We start from the raw sequence: 17,590 nt of genomic DNA, 5'->3' as shown, positions 1-17,590 counted from the left end.
CGTGTCACCCCAGCATCTGCGATACCGCACGCTGCGTCTGCACGCTGATCAACTGCGCCCGGTAGCGCGCGCTGGCATGCAGGTCGCTGTTGAGGTCGGCATGGTCGATCAGCACCTGGGCGGCTGCGTCGGGCGTGAAGCTCTGGTTGAGCGCGGCCTCCAGCCCCGCATGGCGGAACACGCTGAGCCCGGCGCCCGTGATGGCCACGCGCACGCCGCTGTCGGTCTGGGCGACGAAGACGCCCACCAGGGCGAAGCGCGAGGCGGGCTGCTTGAACTTGAGGTACGCGGCCTTCTTCGGCACGGGAAAGCGCACGGCCGTGATCAGCTCGCCGCTGCCCAGCGCCGTGGTGTACATGCCCTGGAAGAAGTCGTCGGCCGCGATCTCGCGCCGGTCGGTGACGACGGTGGCGCCCAGGCCCAGCACGGCGCTGGGGTAGCAGGCAGCGGGGTCGTTGTTGGCCAGCGAGCCGCCGATGGTGCCGCGCGCACGCACCTGGCGGTCGCCGATGCCGCCGGCCAGCTCGGCCAGGGCCGGGATGGCGGCCTGGACCTGCGGGTTGGCGGCCACGTCGGCATGGCGCGTCATGGCGCGGATTTCCACGGTCTGGCCGTTGACGGCAATGCCGGCCAGGCCCTGGACGCGGTTCAGGTCCACGATCTGTTCGGGCCGCGCCAGGCGCAGGCGCATCGATGGCAGCAGGCTCTGGCCGCCGGCCAGGTACTGGCCGCCCTGCGCGGCCAGCGCGGCGGCGTCGGCCGTGGTGCCCGGGGCTTCATAGGTGAATGCGTACATGGCGCTCTCCTCAGGAGGTGGCTGCGGCGTCGATGGCCGACCAGACACGGTGCGGGCTGGCCGGCATGTCCAGGTCCCTGACACCCAGGGGATGCAGTGCGTCGAGCACGGCATTGATGACGGCGGGCGGCGAGCCGATGGCCCCCGCCTCGCCGCAGCCCTTGGTGCCCAGCGGGTTGTGCGTGCAGGGCGTGCAGACGGTGCCTAGCTTGAATTCGGGGAAGTCGTCGGCGCGCGGCATGGCGTAGTCCATGAAGCTGCCGGTGAGCAGCTGGCCGGTCTCGCGGTCGTAGACGCAGTTTTCCAGCAGCGCCTGGCCTATGCCCTGGGCCACGCCGCCGTGCACCTGGCCCTCGACGATCATGGGATTGATGATGGTGCCGAAGTCGTCCACGGCGCTGAAGCGGTCCACGCGCACCACGCCCGTGGCCGGGTCCACCTCGACCTCGCAGATGTAGGTGCCTGCGGGAAAGGTGAAGTTGGTGGGGTCGTAGAAGGCGGTTTCGTTGAGGCCCGGCTCCAGCTTGTCCAGCGGGTAGTTGTGCGGCACATAGGCGGTGAGCGCGATCTGGGCGAAGGGGATCTTCTTGTCCGTGCCACGCACCGTGAACTCGCCGCCCGCGAAGTCGATGTCGGCGTCGCTGGCCTCCATCAGGTGGGCCGCGATCTTCTTGGCCTTGGCCTCGATCTTGTCCAGCGCCTTCATGATGGCCGCGCCGCCCACGCTGATGGAGCGCGAGCCATAGGTGCCCATGCCGAAGGGCACACGGCCCGTGTCGCCGTGGACGATGTCCACGTTCTCCACGGGTATACCCAGGCGCGCGGCCACCACCTGGGCAAAGGTGGTCTCGTGCCCCTGGCCATGGCTGTGCGAGCCCGTGAACACGGTGACGCTGCCCGTGGGGTGCACGCGCACCTCGCCGCATTCGAACAGGCCGGCCCGCGCGCCCAGTGCGCCCGCGATGTTGCTGGGCGCCAGGCCGCAGGCTTCGATGTAGCTGCTGTAGCCCAGGCCGCGCCTGAGGCCCCGCGCCTCGCTGTCGGCACGGCGCGCGGCAAAGCCGGCCACGTCGGCCAGGGCCTCGGCCTTGTCCATGCAGGCGCCATAGTCGCCCACGTCGTACTGCAGGGCCACGGGCGTCTGGTAGGGGAAGCTGGTGACGAAGTTGCGCCGCCGGATCTCGGCCTGGGACAGGTTCAGCTGCCAGGCGCAGCGGCTGACCAGGCGCTCCAGCAGGTAGGTGGCCTCGGGCCGGCCCGCGCCCCGGTAGGCATCGACGGGGGCGGTGTTCGTGAACCAGGCATCGACCTCCACGTAGACCTGGGGCGTGGCGTACTGGCCGGCCAGCAAGGTGGCATAGAGGATGGTGGGCACGGCGCTGGCGAAGGTGCTCAGGTAGGCGCCCAGGTTGGCATCCGTGTGCACGCGCATGGCCAGGAACTTGCCGCTGGCGTCCATGGCCATCTCGGCATGGCTGACGTGGTCGCGGCCATGCGCGTCGGTGAGGAAGGATTCGCTGCGGTCGGCCGTCCATTTGATGGAACGATTGAGCTTGCGCGCGCCCCAGGTCAGGCAGACATCCTCGGCATACAGGAAGATCTTGGAGCCGAAGCCGCCGCCCACGTCGGGCGCGATCACGCGCACCTTGTGCTCGGGCAGGCCCATGACGAAGGCCGTCATCAACAGCCGCTCGACGTGCGGGTTCTGGTTGGCCACGTACAGCGTGTACTCGTCATTGGCGCGGCTGTAGCTGCCGATGGCCGCGCGCGGCTCCATGGCGTTGGGAATCAGCCGGTTGTTGACCAGGTCCAGCTGGGCGACGTGGGCGGCGCCGGCGAACACGGCATCCACGGCGGCCTTGTCGCCGATGGCCCATTTGTAGCAGTGGTTGTCGGGCGCGATGTCATGCACCACCGCGCCGGGCACGCTGCCGGCCGCCGCGTCGGCCACCAGCACCACGGCGGGCAGCGGGTCGTAGTCCACCTCCACCAGCTCGGCCGCGTCGCGCGCCTGCTCCAGCGTCTCGGCCACGACCATGGCGACCTGGTCGCCCACGTAGCGCACGGTGTCCAGCGCCAGGATGGGATGCGGCGGCTCCTTCATGGGCTCGCCGTTGGTGCTGGTGATCAGCCAGCCGCAGGGCAGGCCGTTGATCTTGTCGGCCGCCACATCGGCGCCCGTGAGCACGCCGATGACGCCGGGCGCGGCCTTGGCCGCATCGGTGGAAACGGAGCGCACACGCGCATGCGCGTGCGGCGAGCGCACGAACACCGCATGGGCCTGGGCGGCCAGCGCGATGTCGTCGGTGTACTGGCCCGCGCCCGTGAGGAAGCGGTAGTCCTCCTTGCGCTTGACGGGCTCGCCGATGTGGGGGAGCTTGGAAAAGTCGGATGCACCCATGGCTGTCTCCTTGTGGTGACCTGCGGCGCTCAGGCCGCAGGCCCTGCCATGGCTTGGCTGCCCTTTTTCACGGCGGCCACGATGTTCTGGTAGCCCGTGCAGCGGCACAGGTTGCCCTCCAGCGCCTCGCGGATCTCGCGATCGCCCGCGCACGGCTGGCGCTGGCACAGGTCCACGGCGCTCATGACCATGCCCGGCGTGCAAAAGCCGCATTGCAGGCCGTGGCACTCCTTGAAGGCCGCCTGCATGGGGTGCAGGCCGCCGTCGATATCCGCCAGCCCTTCGATGGTGCGCACCTCGCAGCCTTCGGCCTGCACGGCCAGCATGGCGCAGGACTTGACGGCGTGGCCGTCGACGATGACGGTGCAGGCCCCGCACTGGCTGGTGTCGCAGCCCACATGCGTGCCGGTCAGGCGCAGGTGCTCGCGCAGCGCATGCACGAGCAAGGTGTTGGGCGGAACGTCGATGCGCTGCGCGCGCCCGTTGACGGTGAGCTGGACATTCATCGTGCTGTCTCCTGCCTGTGATCGGCGGTGATCTGGAACGTGGGGGAACGCCGGGAACCTCGCCTGCCATGGTCGCCCTGCCCGCAGGCGCCCGTTCTAGGGTTGACCCGCAAGCCCGGGCCAGGCGGCGCGGATATTCTCAAAATGACACAGTCGTCACCGCAGCCGCAGCCGCAGCCCGCACCGCTTGCGCCTGCGCGCCCCGGCTTCGACCGTGCCAGCCTGCCAGCCCGTTCGCAATCCCTTGCCAGCCAGCCACAGGAGTTCCCGCCCCATGTTCGCCCTGAGCCCCGACGCCGCGCAGCCCTGCCCCGCCGATCCGCGCCACCAGCAGGTCGCCCGGGCCCGCAGCCTGGTTTTCGGCGATCAGGCGCTGGCCGGTTCACCGCCCGGCATCGCACCCTGGCTATGGCGCTCCTGGCAGCGCTGCCTGGCGGCAGGCCGCCGCCCGGACGAGCGCGTGGTCTACGAAGCATTGGGGCCGCATGCGCTGCGCCAGACCCGTGATGGCCATGAGGTGCTGCTGCAGGCCGCGCGCCCCGTGATGGCCCAGCTGGTGGGTGCCGTGGGCGCCATGCACTACTTCAGCCTGCTGACCGATGCACGCGGCACGGTGCTGGAGGTGCAGGGGCCGCTGGAGCGCAGCGACATCCGCGTGCAGGCCATCGCCCGCGTGGGCGTGGACCTGTCCGAGCAGGGCGTGGGCACCACGGCCATTGGCGCGGCCCTGGCCGAGCACAGCCCCGTCTGGCTGCACCGGGCAGAGCATTTCTTCGAGGCCAACCGCCACTACAGCTGCGCGGGTGCGCCGCTGTCCGGCCCGGACGGGAGCTGCCTGGGCATGCTGGACATCACGGGCGTGGATGTGCCGGAGCGGCCCGAACTCATGCACCTGGCGCTGCGCTGCGCCCGCGCCATCGAGGACCGGCTGCTGCGCGCCCTGCCCCATGCCCTGCTGCTGCACCTGAACTGGCCCGGCGGGCCGCTGGGCCAGGAGGGCGAAGGCCTGCTGGCCGTGGACGCCGAAGGGCATGTGGCGGGCAGCAATACCCTGGCCCGCCAGCTGGTGCCCCAGCCGCTGTCGCTGCCGGGCCAGCCGCTGCACTGCAGCGAACTGCTGGCCATGCCCTGGACGGCGCTGGTGGACCATGCGCGCCAGCGCCCCAACGAGCCGCTGCGCCTGCCGCTGTGGTCGGGCCTGCGGCTGCAGGCCCTGGTGCAGCCCGGCCCCCAGCTGCGCCAGCTGCTGCCTGCGCTGGGCACGGCGGCACTCGCTGCCGCCGCCCAGGCCAGCCCGCTGCGCGCCAGCGAGGGCGTGCTGATCGAGCAGGCCCTGCAGGACGCCCAGGGCAATGTGACCCGGGCCGCCCGCGCGCTGGGCATCAGCCGCGCCACGCTGTACCGCAAACTGGGGGCCCGCAAGCCTCACACCACCACTTGAACGGGACGTTTCCTCGGGTTCACACGGATTTCTTTTAGGGGGAGCAGGCCGCCTGCGACGGTCGGGTCTCCGTAGAATCGACGGCTTTGGTCCATGCGCCGACAAGAGCGCTGCGCGCCGGCCTACAGGCTGGCGTACGGCGACGGACCCAATACAGCCTACTTTTTGGAGACACCATGCAGGCTTTGCTCAAATTCTCAAGGGGGGTCGACTGGCTCAACAGCCTGGTCGGGCGATGGCTTATCTGGCTGATCCTGGCCTCCACGGTCATCAGCGGCATCAATGCCATCGTTCGCAAGGTGTTGCACACCAGCTCGAACGCCTACCTCGAAGTGCAGTGGTACCTGTTCGCGGCCTCCTTCCTGCTGGCCGCCGGCTACACGCTGCTGCAGGGCGAGCATGTGAAGGTGGATGTGATCGCCAGCCGCCTGTCCAAGCGCACGCAGATCTGGATCGACATCTTCGGCTTCGTCTTCTTCCTGACCCCCATGGCGCTGGCCATCCTGTGGTTCGGCACGCCGTTCGTGATCCAGGCCATGCAGACCGGCGAGATGTCGGGCAACGCAGGCGGCCTGGTGCGCTGGCCCGTCTACCTGATGATCCCCATCGGCTTCGGACTGCTGCTGCTGCAGGGCATGTCGGAGCTGATCAAGCGCATCGCCTTCCTGAAGGGCCTGATCGACGATCCCACGGCCAAGAAGGGCGAGAAGACCGCCGAGGAAGACCTGGCCGACGCCCTGCGCGGGCTGGCAGGTGCCAAGGACAAAAGCGGGCAAAGCGCCTGATCGGGGAAACAGACATCATGGAATTCGTAATCCACAACCTGGCCCCGATCATGTTCGCGGGGCTGATACTTTTCCTGCTCGTGGGTTTTCCCGTGGCATTCAGCCTGGGCGCCTGCGGCCTGTTCTTCGCCTTTGTCGGCATCGAACTGGGCGTGCTGCCCGAAGCCCTGCTGCAGGCCCTTCCGCTGCGCATCTTCGGCATCATGCAGAACGAGACGATGCTGGCCATACCGTTCTTCACCCTCATGGGGCTGATACTGGAGCGAAGCGGCATGGCCGAGGACCTGCTGGAGACCGTGGGCCAGCTCTTCGGCCCCGTGCGCGGCGGCGTGGCCTTTGCGGTGATCTTCGTGGGCGCGCTGCTGGCGGCGACCACGGGCGTGGTCGCGGCATCGGTGATCTCCATGGGCCTGATCTCCCTGCCCATCATGATGCGCTACGGCTATGACCGCCGGGTGGCCTCGGGCGTGATCGCGGCCTCGGGCACGCTGGCGCAGATCATTCCGCCGTCCCTGGTGCTGATCGTGCTGGCCGACCAGCTGGGCCGCAGTGTGGGCGACATGTACAAGGGCGCCTTCCTGCCGGGCCTGATGCTGACGGGCTGCTATGCGCTGTTCATCGTCGTGCTGGCCATCTTCAAGCCCGCCATGGTGCCCGCCCTGCCGCCCGAGGCGCGCACGCTGCGCGAGCCCAATGGCAATTCCGGCCTGCCTTCCACCCTGGTGCTGACCGTGCTGTGCGTGGCCGCCTCCATCGTGGTCGGACAGTACATGCCCCAGCTGCACACCTGGTGGTCCGGCGATGTGGTGGAGAAGGTCGCGCTGGACGAGACCATCGTGGTGTCCATGTGCTTCGGCGTGGCCCTGGCCTTCATCGCCGCCATGTTCAACAAGCTCACGGGCCTGCACCTGCTCAGCCGCATGGCCGAGCGCGTGACCTTCGTGCTGATCCCGCCGCTGCTGCTGATCTTCCTGGTGCTGGGCACCATCTTCCTGGGCGTTGCAACCCCCACCGAAGGCGGCGCCATGGGCGCGCTGGGCGCGGCCATCATGGCCTTCGCTCGCGGCCGCCTGAACATGGACCTGCTCAAGCAGGCGCTGATGTCCACCACCAAGCTGTCGTGCTTCGTGATGTTCATCCTGATCGGCGCGACCATGTTCGGCCTGACCTTCCAGGGCGTGGACGGCCCCAAGTGGGTGGAGGAACTGCTGGTGTCCCTGCCCGGCGGCGAGATCGGCTTCCTGATCGTGGTCAACATCATGATCTTCGTGCTGGCCTTCTTCCTGGACTTCTTCGAGCTGTCCTTCATCGTCGTGCCGCTGCTGGCCCCCGTGGCCGACAAGCTGGGCATCGACCTGGTCTGGTTCGGCGTGCTGCTGGCCGTGAACATGCAGACCTCGTTCATGCACCCGCCCTTCGGCTTCGCGCTGTTCTTCCTGCGCAGCGTGGCCCCGGCCAAGGCCTACGTGGACAAGGTCACCAAGAAGATGACCGAGCCCGTGACCACCATGCAGATCTATGCAGGTGCCATTCCCTTCGTGGTGCTGCAGCTGTTCATGGTGGCCCTGATCATCATCTTCCCCGGCATCGTCTCCAGCGGGCTGGACAAGAAGGTGGAGTACGACCTGGACAAGGTGCGCCAGGAGATGGAGGCATCCATGCCCGAGGCCATCGACTTCAACGACCCCATGTTCAACGGCGACGGCGCGAACCAGCCGCCTGCCCCCGGAGCAACGCCTGGCGAGCCTTCGGCCCCGGGCAGCGAGGACGATGCACTCAAGGCGCTGCAGGACCAGTTGCAGCGCGAGCAACCGGCCACGCCGGGCGAGAGCAAGTCCGGCAGCTGATCGCAGGCTTCCTCAAGGACAGCAAAGGCCCCGCAACCGCGGGGCCTTTTTTCGTTCGGGCCCCGGCGTGCGCCGGTCCCCTGCGCGCATGAAAAAAGCCGGGCAGTGCCCGGCTTTCCCGCATGACGCCCGAGGGCGCCGCGACTTCACAGCTTTTGCGCCGACATGAAGGCGTCGTAGCGCGCCTCGGCAAAGCGGAACCACAGCACCTCGTCGCGCTGGAAGTTGCGGTAGTCGCCGTAGATCTTCTTCCACGCAGGATTTTTCTCGGCCAGCTCCGCATAGACCGCCATGGTGGTCTTGTAGGAAGCATCGAGTACGGTCTGCGGGAAGGCCAGCACCTTGGCCTTGCTGGCCACCAGTTGCTTGAGCGCGCCGGGATTGCGCGCGTCGTAGCGGGCCTGGGTGACCACGTGGGCCTCGTGCGATGCAGCCTGCACCATGGCGCGCTGCTCGGGCGTCAGCGCGGCCAGCGCCTTCTGGTTCACGTAGAACTCGAGGTTCAGGCTGCCTTCCCACCAGCCGGGGTAGTAGTAGAACGGAGCGACCTTGTTGAAGCCCAGCTTGAGGTCGTCATAGGGGCCGATCCATTCGGCCGCATCGATGGTGCCCTTTTCCAGCGCCTGGTAGATTTCGCCGCCCGGGATGTTCTGGGGCACGCCGCCCATGCGCTCGATGATCCGGCCCGCGAAGCCGCCGATACGGAACTTCAGGCCCTTGATGTCCTCGGGTGTCTTGACCTCCTTGCGGAACCAGCCCCCCATCTGTGCGCCCGTGTTGCCGCCCAGGAAGTTGACGATGCCGTATTCGGCATAGAACTCGCGCATCAGCTTGCCGCCGTTGCCGTCCACGATCCACGCCGTGAGCTGGCGCGAGTTCATGCCGAACGGAATGGCGCCGCCAATGGCAAAGGCCTCATTCTTGCCAAAGAAGTAGTAAGGCGCCGTGTGCGCGATCTCCACCGTGCCGTTCTGCACGCCATCGACCACGCCGAAAGCGGGCATCAGCTCGCCGGCCGCATGGACCGAGACCTCGAACTTGCCGCCCGACATCTCCTTGATCGCCTTGGAGAACACCTCGGCCGAGCCGTAGATGGTGTCCAGCGAGCGCGGGAAGCTCGACGCCAGGCGCCAGCGTATTGCCGCCTGCGCGTGAACGGCCGGTGCCGCTGCGGCAGTCAACACACCGGCCAGACCGGCGTGCTTGAGTGCTTTTCTTCTGTCCATCACTGTCTCCTCCTGGTTCGCTCTGCTTGAGAGCATTCAAAAAAGGCCGGACTGCTCTTGGCAGCCCGGCCCACATACTTTCTCGGAACAACAAAAAAAGCCCGCTGTCCCCTGCTGCATTCAACAGAGGGGACGCGGGCTTGGCCTGCAGGCTTGGAAGGCATGGACCGTCCTTGTGCGTGCTGCTGGCTGGGGAGACCTGGCCTTACAGCTTGGCCGTGGTCATGTAGCTGTTGTAGCGGAACTCCGAGAAGCGCTCCCACAGCAGCTGGTCGCGCTGGAAGGTGCGCAGGCTCTGGTTGATCTTCTTGAACATGGGCGACTTGGCGTCATGCTCGGCCATGATCTCCATGACGGCCTTGTAGCCGGCATCCATGAAGTCCTTGGGGAAGGCCTTGAGCTGGGTCTTGTCGGCCACCAGCTTCTTGAGCGCCACGGGGTTGTTGGCGTCGTACTTGGCCGTCATGTCGCGTGCCGCCACGTTGCAGGCTGCATCGACCATGGCCTTGTACTCGGGCGACAGGGCCGCATACGCCTTGGTGTTGATGAAGAACTCCAGCTCGGCGCCGCCTTCCCACCAGCCGGGGTAGTAGTAGTAGGGAGCGACCTTGTTGAAGCCCAGCTTCTGGTCGTCGTAGGGGCCCACGAATTCCACGGCATCCAGCGTGCCCTTTTCGAGCGCCTGGTAGACCTCGCCCACGGGCATGTTCTGGGCGACCACGCCAAGCTTGAGCATAGCGTCGCCGAACAGGCCGCCGCCCAGGCGCATCTTCAGGCCCTTGAGATCGGCCACCGACTTGATTTCCTTGCGGAACCAGCCGCCCATCTGGGTGCCCGTGTTGCCTGCGCTCTGGCTCTTGATGTTGTACTGCGCATAGAACTCGTCCATGAGCTTGCGGCCGCCGCCGTGCTCCATCCAGGCATCCATCTGGCGGGCGGTCAGGCCGAAGGGCACGGCGCAGCCGAAGGCGAAGATGTAGTCCTTGCCGGTGAAGTAATAGGGCGCCGTCAGCGCCATCTCGATGGTGCCGTTCTGGATGCCATCGACCACGCCGAAGGCGGGCATCAGCTCACCGGCCGCATGCACCGAGACTTCGAACTTGCCGCCCGACATCGCCTTGAGCGTCTTGGAGAACATTTCGGCCGAGCCGAAGATGGTGTCCAGCGACTTGGGAAAGCTCGCGGCCAGACGCCAGCGGATCGCCTCCTGGGCATGGACTGCGGGTGCGGCTCCCACAGCCAGCACGCCAGCGATTCCCGCATGTTTGATGATCGAACGACGGTCCATGAATGTCTCTCCGCGATGTGTTGTGTCAGTCAGAAAAAGCCCCCGCGCCCCCTTGCTGCGCAAGGTCCGCGGCCACCCCGAGGGGGCCGCTTTTTGCCTTGGGGCGACCCGGCTGCAAAAAAAACGCACGTTCGCACGTGCATTCACACTGTATCAGGTGGTATCGATTCTAAAAACGCCGCAAAGCAAGCGCGGACGGGGTTTTCCCCCGCGTAGTTCTGCTCGGCTGGCCGGCTGCCCGGCGCCGCTCAGGCCACGGCGCGCTCGGGTGCCAGATGGGCGCGCACCGAGGCCTCGATGCCCGCCGCATCCAGGCCCTGCAGGGCCAGCAGCTTTGCGGGATCGCCGTGCTCGATGAACTCGTCGGGCAGGCCCAGCTGCAGCAGCTGGCGCGTGATGCCGGCGGCCTGCAGCGACTCGGCCACGGCGCTGCCTGCGCCGCCCATGATGCAGCCCTCTTCCACGGTGACGATGAGCTCGTGCGTGGAGGCCACCTGGCGCAGCAGTTCCTCGTCCAGCGGCTTGGCCCAGCGCATGTTGACCACGGTGGCGTCCAGCGCCTCGGCTGCGGCCAGGGCCGGGTACAGCAGGGTGCCGAAGGCCAGGATGGCGACCTGCTTCTTGGCAGACTCGCGGCGCACCTCGCCCTTGCCGAAGGGCAGGCCCTCCAGGCTCTCCAGCGGCGCCACACCCACGCCCGCGCCACGCGGGTAGCGCACGGCCACGGGATGGTCCTGCTCGTAGGCGGTGGTGAGCAGCTGGCGGCATTCGCGCTCGTCGGCCGGGCAGGCCATGCTCATGTGCGGAATGCAGCGCACGAAGGCGATGTCATACGCACCTGCGTGCGTGGCGCCATCGGCGCCGACCAGGCCCGCGCGGTCCAGCGCAAAGACCACGGGCAGCTTTTGCAGCGCCACGTCATGGATCAACTGGTCGTAGCCGCGCTGCAGGAAGGTGGAGTAGATGGCAACCACGGGCTTGAGGCCTTCGCAGGCCATGCCGGCCGCGAAGGTGACCGCATGCTGCTCGGCAATGCCCACGTCGTAGTAGCGGCCCGGAAAGCGCTTGTGGAATTCCACCATGCCCGAGCCCTCGCGCATGGCGGGGGTGATGCCCACCAGGCGCTGGTCCTTGTCCGCCATGTCGCACAGCCAATGGCCGAAGACCTGGGTGAAGGTCTGCTTCGGGGGCGTGGCCGGCTTGACCAGGCCCACGCTGGGGTCGAACTTGCCGGGGCCGTGGTAGGCCACGGGATCGGCCTCGGCCAGCTTGTAGCCCTGGCCCTTCTTGGTGACCACATGCAGGAACTGCGGGCCCTTGAGGCTCTTGATGTTCTCCAGAGTGGGGATCAGCGAATCGAGGTCATGCCCGTCGATGGGGCCGATGTAGTTGAAGCCGAAGTTCTCGAACAGCGTGGCCGGCACGACCATGCCCTTGGCCTGCTGCTCCAGCCGCTTGGCCAGCTCCAGCAGCGGCGGCACCTGCTTGAGCACGCTCTTGCCCATGTCGCGCGCCTTGGCGTAGAACTGCCCGCTCATAAGCTGGGCCAGGTAGCGGTTGAGCGCGCCCACGGGCGGGCTGATGCTCATGTCGTTGTCGTTGAGGATGACCAGCAGGTTGGCATCGGTCACGCCGGCGTTGTTCAGCGCCTCGAAAGCCATGCCAGCCGTCATGGCGCCGTCGCCGATGACGGCGATGGCGCGGCGGTCCTCGCCCTTTTGCTTGGCAGCCAGGGCCATGCCCAGGGCGGCCGAGATGCTGGTGGAGGAGTGCGCCGTGCCGAAGGTGTCGTACGGGCTCTCGGCGCGCTGCGGAAAGCCCGACAGGCCGCCGAACTGGCGCAGCGAGGCCATGCGCTCGCGCCGGCCCGTGAGGATCTTGTGCGGATAGGTCTGGTGGCCCACGTCCCAGACCACGCGGTCGTAGGGCGTGTCGAACACCGCATGCAGCGCCACCGTCAGCTCCACCGTCCCCAGGTTGGAACTCAGATGCCCGCCGGTCTTGGAGACGCTGTCGAGCACATAGGCACGCAGTTGCTGGGCCAGGGTCTTGAGTTCGGCACGCGACAGACGCCTCAGATCCGAGGGATCGTCGATGGTCTGCAGCAGGGAGTAGGTGTTCGTGGTCATGCTAGGTATCTTGGAGCGGCAAGGCCGCGGTCCGTATTGTCAGTGAGTGCGGCTCACGACCATGTCGGCCAGTGCCGCCAGGGCCCGCGTGTCCGGCAGGCCGCTGCGCGCAAGCGCCGCGTGCGCCAGGGCGCACAGCTCGTCGGCATGGGCGCGGGCCTGGTCCAGGCCCAGCAGCGAGACGTAGGTCGGCTTGTCGTTGGCCGCGTCCTTGCCGGCCGTCTTGCCCAGGGTGGCCGAGTCGGCCACCACGTCGAGGATGTCATCCACCACCTGGAAGGCCACGCCCAGCGCCTGCCCGTAGTCGGACAGCGCCTGCCAGGCCTGGGCATCCACGCCCTCATTGCAGGCTGCTCCCATGAGCACGCTGGCATGCAGCAGGGCGCCGGTCTTGAGGCGGTGCATCTCGCGCAGCTGGGCCTCGCTCAGTTGCAGGCCCACGCTGGCCAGGTCGATGGCCTGGCCACCGGCCATGCCCTGCGCGCCTGCGGCACGGCCCAGCAGCCGGCACAGCCGCGCCTGCAGGGCGTCCGGCATGCTGCCGGCCTGATCGGGCTCGGGAACGAGCAGCTCGAAGGCCAGCGCCTGCAGCGCATCGCCAGCCAGCAGGGCCGAGGCTTCGCCGAACTGCACATGCACCGTGGGCTTGCCACGGCGCAGCACGTCGTTGTCCATGCAGGGCATGTCGTCGTGCACCAGCGAATAGGCATGGATCAGCTCCACCGCGCAGCCGGCACGCACGGCGGCGGGCTGCAGGCCATCCACGGCCTCGGCGGCGGCCCAGACCAGCAGCGGGCGCAGGCGCTTGCCGCCATCGAGCACGGCGTAGCGCATGGCCTCGCCCAGGCCCGCAGGCGCATCCACGCCCACCCATTGCGACAGCGCGCTTTCGGTGCGCGCCAGGCGATCGGTCATCCAGCAGGGGAAATCCAGCGCGCCGGGGCCGGCCGGCTGGGAAACATCGGAAGCGCAAGTCATCACGGCACTCATGGCAATCTTCAATCCTGGCTCCACGGGGCCAGCGTCCCCTCGTCAAGCACCTTGACCTGTTCCTGCACCGCGTCGAGCTGGCCGCGGCAATAGCCGAGCAGCTGCGCCGCTCGCTGGTAGCCTGTCAGCATCTGCTCCAAAGGCAGCTGGCCCGACTCGATCTGCGCGATGAGCTGCTCCAGCTCCTGCAGCGCGGATTCGTAACTGGTGGGCTCGGCAAGAGCCTTGGGAGCAGCCTTGGGCATGGTGCGATGGCGGTGCGTTGTGGGGAACCGACGATTCTAGGCGCCCCTCCATGACCGTGCCGCCAATAACCGGACAGCCCTTGACAGGCGGCATCCGGCGCGCGCAATACACGTACCGGGCATCCGGAAATAACCCCACGGGCTATAATCCCATTCCCCGTCAAACCGGCCCCTTGCCTGGGCATACGGTCGGGCTCATCGACAAGAGACAGCGCCTCGGGCGCCGCGTCTTTTCACGTCGTGAAGCCTGCCTCCATGTCCAGGAACGGCCGGTTTTGCTTTTTCCAATCCCGTGCGCACGCGCACCCTCCCTGTGGGGAGTCTTTAGGTCAGGTCACCCATGTCTGATTTAAGTCTTCAACTGCAGCAGGCCGCAAGCCAACTACCAGTTTCCAGTTACTTCGACCCTGCGTTGTTCCAGCGCGAGTTGGAGACCATCTTTCAACGCGGCCCGCGCTACGTGGGCCACCAACTGGCCGTTCCCGAGATAGGCGACTACTACGCCCTGCCCCAGGAAAAGGAAGGCCGCGCTCTGGTGCGCAATGCCAGGGGGCAGGTGGAGTTGATCTCCAACGTCTGCCGCCACCGCCAGGCCGTGATGCTCAAGGGCCGGGGCAATCTGATGACCGAAGGCAAGGGCCATGCGGGGGGCAACATCGTCTGCCCGCTGCACCGCTGGACCTACAGCACCAGCGGCGAGCTGCTGGGCGCACCGCACTTCAGCCACGATCCCTGCCTGAACCTGAACAACTACCGGCTGCGCGAGTGGAACGGCCTGCTGTTCGAGGACAACGGCCGCGACATCGAGTCCGACCTGGCCGGCATGAAGCTGCGCGAGCAGCTGAGCTTCGAGGGCTTCGTGCTCGACCATGTCGAGATGCACGAGTGCAACTACAACTGGAAGACCTTCATCGAGGTCTACCTCGAGGACTACCACGTGGGCCCCTTCCACCCGGGCCTGGGCAACTTCGTGACCTGCGACGACCTGCAGTGGGAGTTTGCCAAGGAGTACTCGGTGCAGACCGTGGGCGTGGCACCCGGCTTTGCCCAGCCCGGCTCGGACACCTACAAGAAGTGGCACGACGTGCTGCTGGCCTACCGCAACGGCGAGCTGCCCGAACGCGGCGCGATCTGGCTGACCTACTACCCCCACATCATGGTGGAGTGGTATCCGCACGTGCTCACGGTCTCGACCCTGCACCCGCTGGCGGTTGACCGGACGCTGAACGTGGTCGAGTTCTACTACCCCGAAGAGATCGCGGCCTTCGAGCCTGAATTCGTGCAGGCGCAAAAGGCCGCCTACATGGAGACCTGCATCGAGGACGACGAGATCGGCGAGCGCATGGACGCCGGCCGCAGGGCGCTGTACGAGCGCGGCGACAACGAGGTCGGCCCCTACCAGAGCCCCATGGAAGACGGCATGCAGCACTTCCATGAGTGGTATCGCGGCGTGATGGGTGACGCAGTCCCCGCACGCTGATCGGCACCGGCTCTCCCGACGGCCCGCATTCGTGCGGGCCGTCTGCATTGGGTCGTCTGCATCGGGCCGCTTGCAGCGGGCCGTCTGTATTGAGCGGCAGGCCAACTGCACAGCTCCTCTGAATGCAAGCGCCCTGATGTGCCCAATGGGCAGGGCTGGCGGCGGCAATGCATCCCGAGGCAAGTCCAATGTCTTGGCTTATGCAATACAGTTCCTTGCGCGTGTCCCTGCCACGGCCCTGGGCCGTACGCAGCCAGGCGGCATGCGCCAAAAACAAAACCCAACCCTTTTCTCGTCCAGCGCCGCGGCCCTTGTGCGGCTCTATTCGGTCATTTATATGCAAGCCCTGTGGATGGTGGCGGCCGCATTCGTTTTTGCGGTCATGAGTGTGTGTGTGAAGTTCGCCTCCCAGGATTTCAACGCGGCGGAAATCGTCTTCTACCGCGGGCTGGTCAGCATGGTGGCGCTGTGGTGGCTGGCGCGCCACCAGGGCATCTCGCTGGCCACACGCTACCCGCGCGAGCATGCCTGGCGCAGCTTCGTGGGCGTGACGTCCATGGGCGCCTGGTTCTACTCCATCGGCCATCTGCCGCTGGCCACGGCCGCCACCTTCAACTCCATGAGCAGCATCTGGATGGCGGTGTTTCTGATCGGCCAGGGCCTGCTGCTGCGCCACCAGCTGCGTCGCCAGCCCGAATCGCATGCGCTGCGCGCGCTGCCGCCGTTTCCCTGGAGCCTGGTCGCCACCGTGGCCCTGGGCTTCGTGGGCGTGATCCTGGTGCTGCGCCCCAGCGCGGCGCCGCAGGAATTCGTGGCCAGCGCGGGCGGCCTGATCGGCGGGGTGTTCGCCGCCATGGCCTATATGCAGGTGGCCACGCTGTCGCGCATGGGCGAGCCCGAGGCGCGCGTGGTCTTCTACTTCGCACTGGGCTCGGCCGTCGCCGGTGCCCTGGCCATGTGCTTCACGGGCGTGTCCGCCTGGCCGGGCTGGCGCGCGCTGTGGCTGCTGCCCGTGGGCGTGCTGGCCGCCGTGGCCCAGGTCTGCATGACGGCGGCCTACGCCTCGGCCAGCAACAGCCGCAACACCCTGGTCGTGGCCAACCTGCAGTATTCGGGCATCGTCTTCGCGGCCCTGCTGAGCCTGGCGATGTTCGGCGAAAGCGTGCCGCTGATCGGCTGGGCCGGCATTGGCCTGATCGTGGCCAGCGGCGCCCTGGCCACGGCCCTGCGTTCGCGCGGCTGACGCCGCCGGCCCGCCTGGGGCCGTCGCATAATGGATCGGATCTTTTGCCGCAGGCGCACCACCGCCTGCACAGGCCTTCGGAGTTCCGCATCCATGACTTCCAACACCACCTACCAGACCCACCAGACCCTGATCTCCGTCCAGGAGCTGGCCGCGCTGCAGGCCAGCGGCCGTCCGCTGATGGTCTTCGACTGCAGCTTCGACCTGACCCAGCCTGCGGCCGGCAAGGCCCAGTACCTGCAGGCCCATGTTCCAGGCGCCGTCTTCGCCGATCTGGACCATGACCTCAGCGCAAAACACGGCGTGCCCGGCGCCCATGGCAGCGTGGCGGCCAGCGAGCAGGCCGCCTCGGGCGGCCGCCACCCGCTGCCCAACCGCGAACGCTTTGCCGTGTGGCTGTCCAGCATCGGTTTTTCCAACGACATGCAGGCCGTGGTCTATGACCGCAACGGCGCCAACTACTGCGGGCGCCTGTGGTGGATGCTGCAATGGGCCGGCCATGGCGATGTGGCCGTGCTCGACGGAGGTCTCCAGGCCTGGCAGGCCGCAGGCCAGCCCGTGGCATCGGGCGAGGAAAGCGCGCGTTTCCAGTCCAACTTCGAGCTGCGCGAGCCGCTGCAGCAACTGGCAACGGCGCAGCAGGTGCTCGATGCACTGGGCAGCGCAGGCCAGACCGTGGTCGATGCCCGCGCCCCGGCCCGCTACCGCGGGGAGGTCGAGCCGCTGGACCCTGTGGCCGGCCACATCCCGGGCGCGCTCAACCGGCCCTTCACCGAGAACATCGCTGCCGACGGCCGCTTCAAGCCTGCCGCCCTGCTGCGCGCGGAGTTCGACCAGCTGCTGGCAGGCCGCGATCCTTCCAGCGTGGTGCACCAGTGCGGCAGCGGCGTGAGCGCGCTGCCCAACCTGCTGGCCATGCGCATTGCGGGGCTGCCGCCTGCAAGGCTGTTCGCGGGCAGTTGGAGCGAGTGGTGCAGTGACCCGAAGAGGCCGGTGGAGCGCGGCTAATTCGGCTTATGCCTCCCCTTGGGGAGGCTGCACAATGACAGCACTGTGTCAAAAGGCCGACATGCAACAACACCACTGCAGCGGCCTGCTCCCAAGCCCCCAGACGGCGGGGCCCGAGCGAAATCGAGTCATCCAAACCTTGCTACAGGTGTAAGGTAAATCTTACAAACGCCGTCTCACAACCAGACATCCGGCGCAGACCTGC

At 67.4% G+C, this 17,590-nt stretch carries 14 protein-coding genes; 6 read left to right on the top strand and 8 right to left on the bottom strand.

Features of this window, described 5'->3' with window-relative positions; all coding sequences use genetic code 11:
• Positions 1-4 precede the first annotated feature (4 nt).
• Genes IAE24_RS09415 through IAE24_RS09405 form a run of 3 tightly spaced genes read right to left on the bottom strand, consistent with a single transcriptional unit; the run spans position 5 to position 3,703 of the window.
• Positions 5-796 carry an FAD binding domain-containing protein gene (locus IAE24_RS09415; protein WP_013803613.1) on the bottom strand — a complete coding sequence of 264 codons (792 nt, stop codon included), beginning with the start codon at positions 794-796 and terminating at the stop codon, positions 5-7.
• A gap of 10 nt (positions 797-806) precedes the next feature.
• On the bottom strand, positions 807-3,197 hold the full coding sequence (locus IAE24_RS09410) for a xanthine dehydrogenase family protein molybdopterin-binding subunit (protein WP_199961455.1): 2,391 nt from the start codon (positions 3,195-3,197) through the stop codon (positions 807-809).
• Between the two features lie 29 nt (positions 3,198-3,226).
• Positions 3,227-3,703 (bottom strand): (2Fe-2S)-binding protein, encoded by a 477-nt coding sequence (locus IAE24_RS09405; RefSeq protein ID WP_013803615.1) that lies wholly within the window; start codon positions 3,701-3,703, stop codon positions 3,227-3,229.
• Between the two features lie 274 nt (positions 3,704-3,977).
• On the opposite strand from IAE24_RS09405, the gene IAE24_RS09400 reads away from it, so the two are divergent.
• From IAE24_RS09400 to IAE24_RS09390, 3 genes are all read left to right on the top strand, one after another.
• Positions 3,978-5,144 (top strand): helix-turn-helix domain-containing protein, encoded by a 1,167-nt coding sequence (locus IAE24_RS09400; protein ID WP_199961454.1) that lies wholly within the window; start codon positions 3,978-3,980, stop codon positions 5,142-5,144.
• 176 nt (positions 5,145-5,320) lie between these two features.
• Complete coding sequence (locus IAE24_RS09395) at positions 5,321-5,929, top strand: TRAP transporter small permease subunit (protein WP_034391292.1); 609 nt, start codon at positions 5,321-5,323, stop codon at positions 5,927-5,929.
• A 17-nt stretch (positions 5,930-5,946) separates the two neighbouring features.
• Complete coding sequence (locus IAE24_RS09390) at positions 5,947-7,776, top strand: TRAP transporter large permease (protein WP_199961453.1); 1,830 nt, start codon at positions 5,947-5,949, stop codon at positions 7,774-7,776.
• A 146-nt stretch (positions 7,777-7,922) separates the two neighbouring features.
• On the opposite strand, the gene IAE24_RS09385 is transcribed toward IAE24_RS09390, so the two are convergent.
• From IAE24_RS09385 to xseB, 5 genes are all read right to left on the bottom strand, one after another.
• Positions 7,923-9,002 carry a TRAP transporter substrate-binding protein gene (locus IAE24_RS09385; RefSeq protein ID WP_034391287.1) on the bottom strand — a complete coding sequence of 360 codons (1,080 nt, stop codon included), beginning with the start codon at positions 9,000-9,002 and terminating at the stop codon, positions 7,923-7,925.
• Positions 9,003-9,207: 205 nt separating this feature from the next.
• The gene (locus IAE24_RS09380) at positions 9,208-10,290 is read right to left on the bottom strand and encodes a TRAP transporter substrate-binding protein (RefSeq protein ID WP_012204166.1); all 1,083 of its coding nucleotides are present in this window, start codon (positions 10,288-10,290) and stop codon (positions 9,208-9,210) included.
• Between the two features lie 248 nt (positions 10,291-10,538).
• Complete coding sequence (gene dxs / locus IAE24_RS09375) at positions 10,539-12,419, bottom strand: 1-deoxy-D-xylulose-5-phosphate synthase (RefSeq protein ID WP_043783320.1); 1,881 nt, start codon at positions 12,417-12,419, stop codon at positions 10,539-10,541.
• A gap of 39 nt (positions 12,420-12,458) precedes the next feature.
• A complete protein-coding gene (locus IAE24_RS09370; RefSeq protein ID WP_096916875.1) occupies positions 12,459-13,409 on the bottom strand; it encodes a polyprenyl synthetase family protein in 951 nt (316 codons plus the stop codon).
• A gap of 8 nt (positions 13,410-13,417) precedes the next feature.
• Entirely contained in the window at positions 13,418-13,654 is a 237-nt protein-coding gene (xseB, locus tag IAE24_RS09365; protein ID WP_012204163.1) for an exodeoxyribonuclease VII small subunit, read from the bottom strand.
• Positions 13,655-13,994: 340 nt separating this feature from the next.
• Between xseB and IAE24_RS09360 the strand changes: the two genes are divergently transcribed.
• The 3 genes from IAE24_RS09360 to IAE24_RS09350 all read left to right on the top strand — a co-directional run bounded on the left by IAE24_RS09360 (position 13,995) and on the right by IAE24_RS09350 (position 17,385).
• Complete coding sequence (locus tag IAE24_RS09360) at positions 13,995-15,134, top strand: aromatic ring-hydroxylating oxygenase subunit alpha (protein WP_099751925.1); 1,140 nt, start codon at positions 13,995-13,997, stop codon at positions 15,132-15,134.
• Positions 15,135-15,471: 337 nt separating this feature from the next.
• Entirely contained in the window at positions 15,472-16,377 is a 906-nt protein-coding gene (locus IAE24_RS09355) for a DMT family transporter (protein ID WP_034391274.1), read from the top strand.
• A gap of 93 nt (positions 16,378-16,470) precedes the next feature.
• Positions 16,471-17,385 carry a sulfurtransferase gene (locus IAE24_RS09350; protein ID WP_199961452.1) on the top strand — a complete coding sequence of 305 codons (915 nt, stop codon included), beginning with the start codon at positions 16,471-16,473 and terminating at the stop codon, positions 17,383-17,385.
• Positions 17,386-17,590: the final 205 nt, after the last annotated feature.

The sequence above is a fragment of the Delftia sp. S65 genome, from assembly GCF_016516495.1.
GTDB classification, from domain to species: Bacteria; Pseudomonadota; Gammaproteobacteria; order Burkholderiales; family Burkholderiaceae_C; genus Comamonas; species Comamonas acidovorans.
Note: the sequence above shows the minus strand (reverse complement) of the source record. Positions and strands in the feature narration are given on the sequence as shown.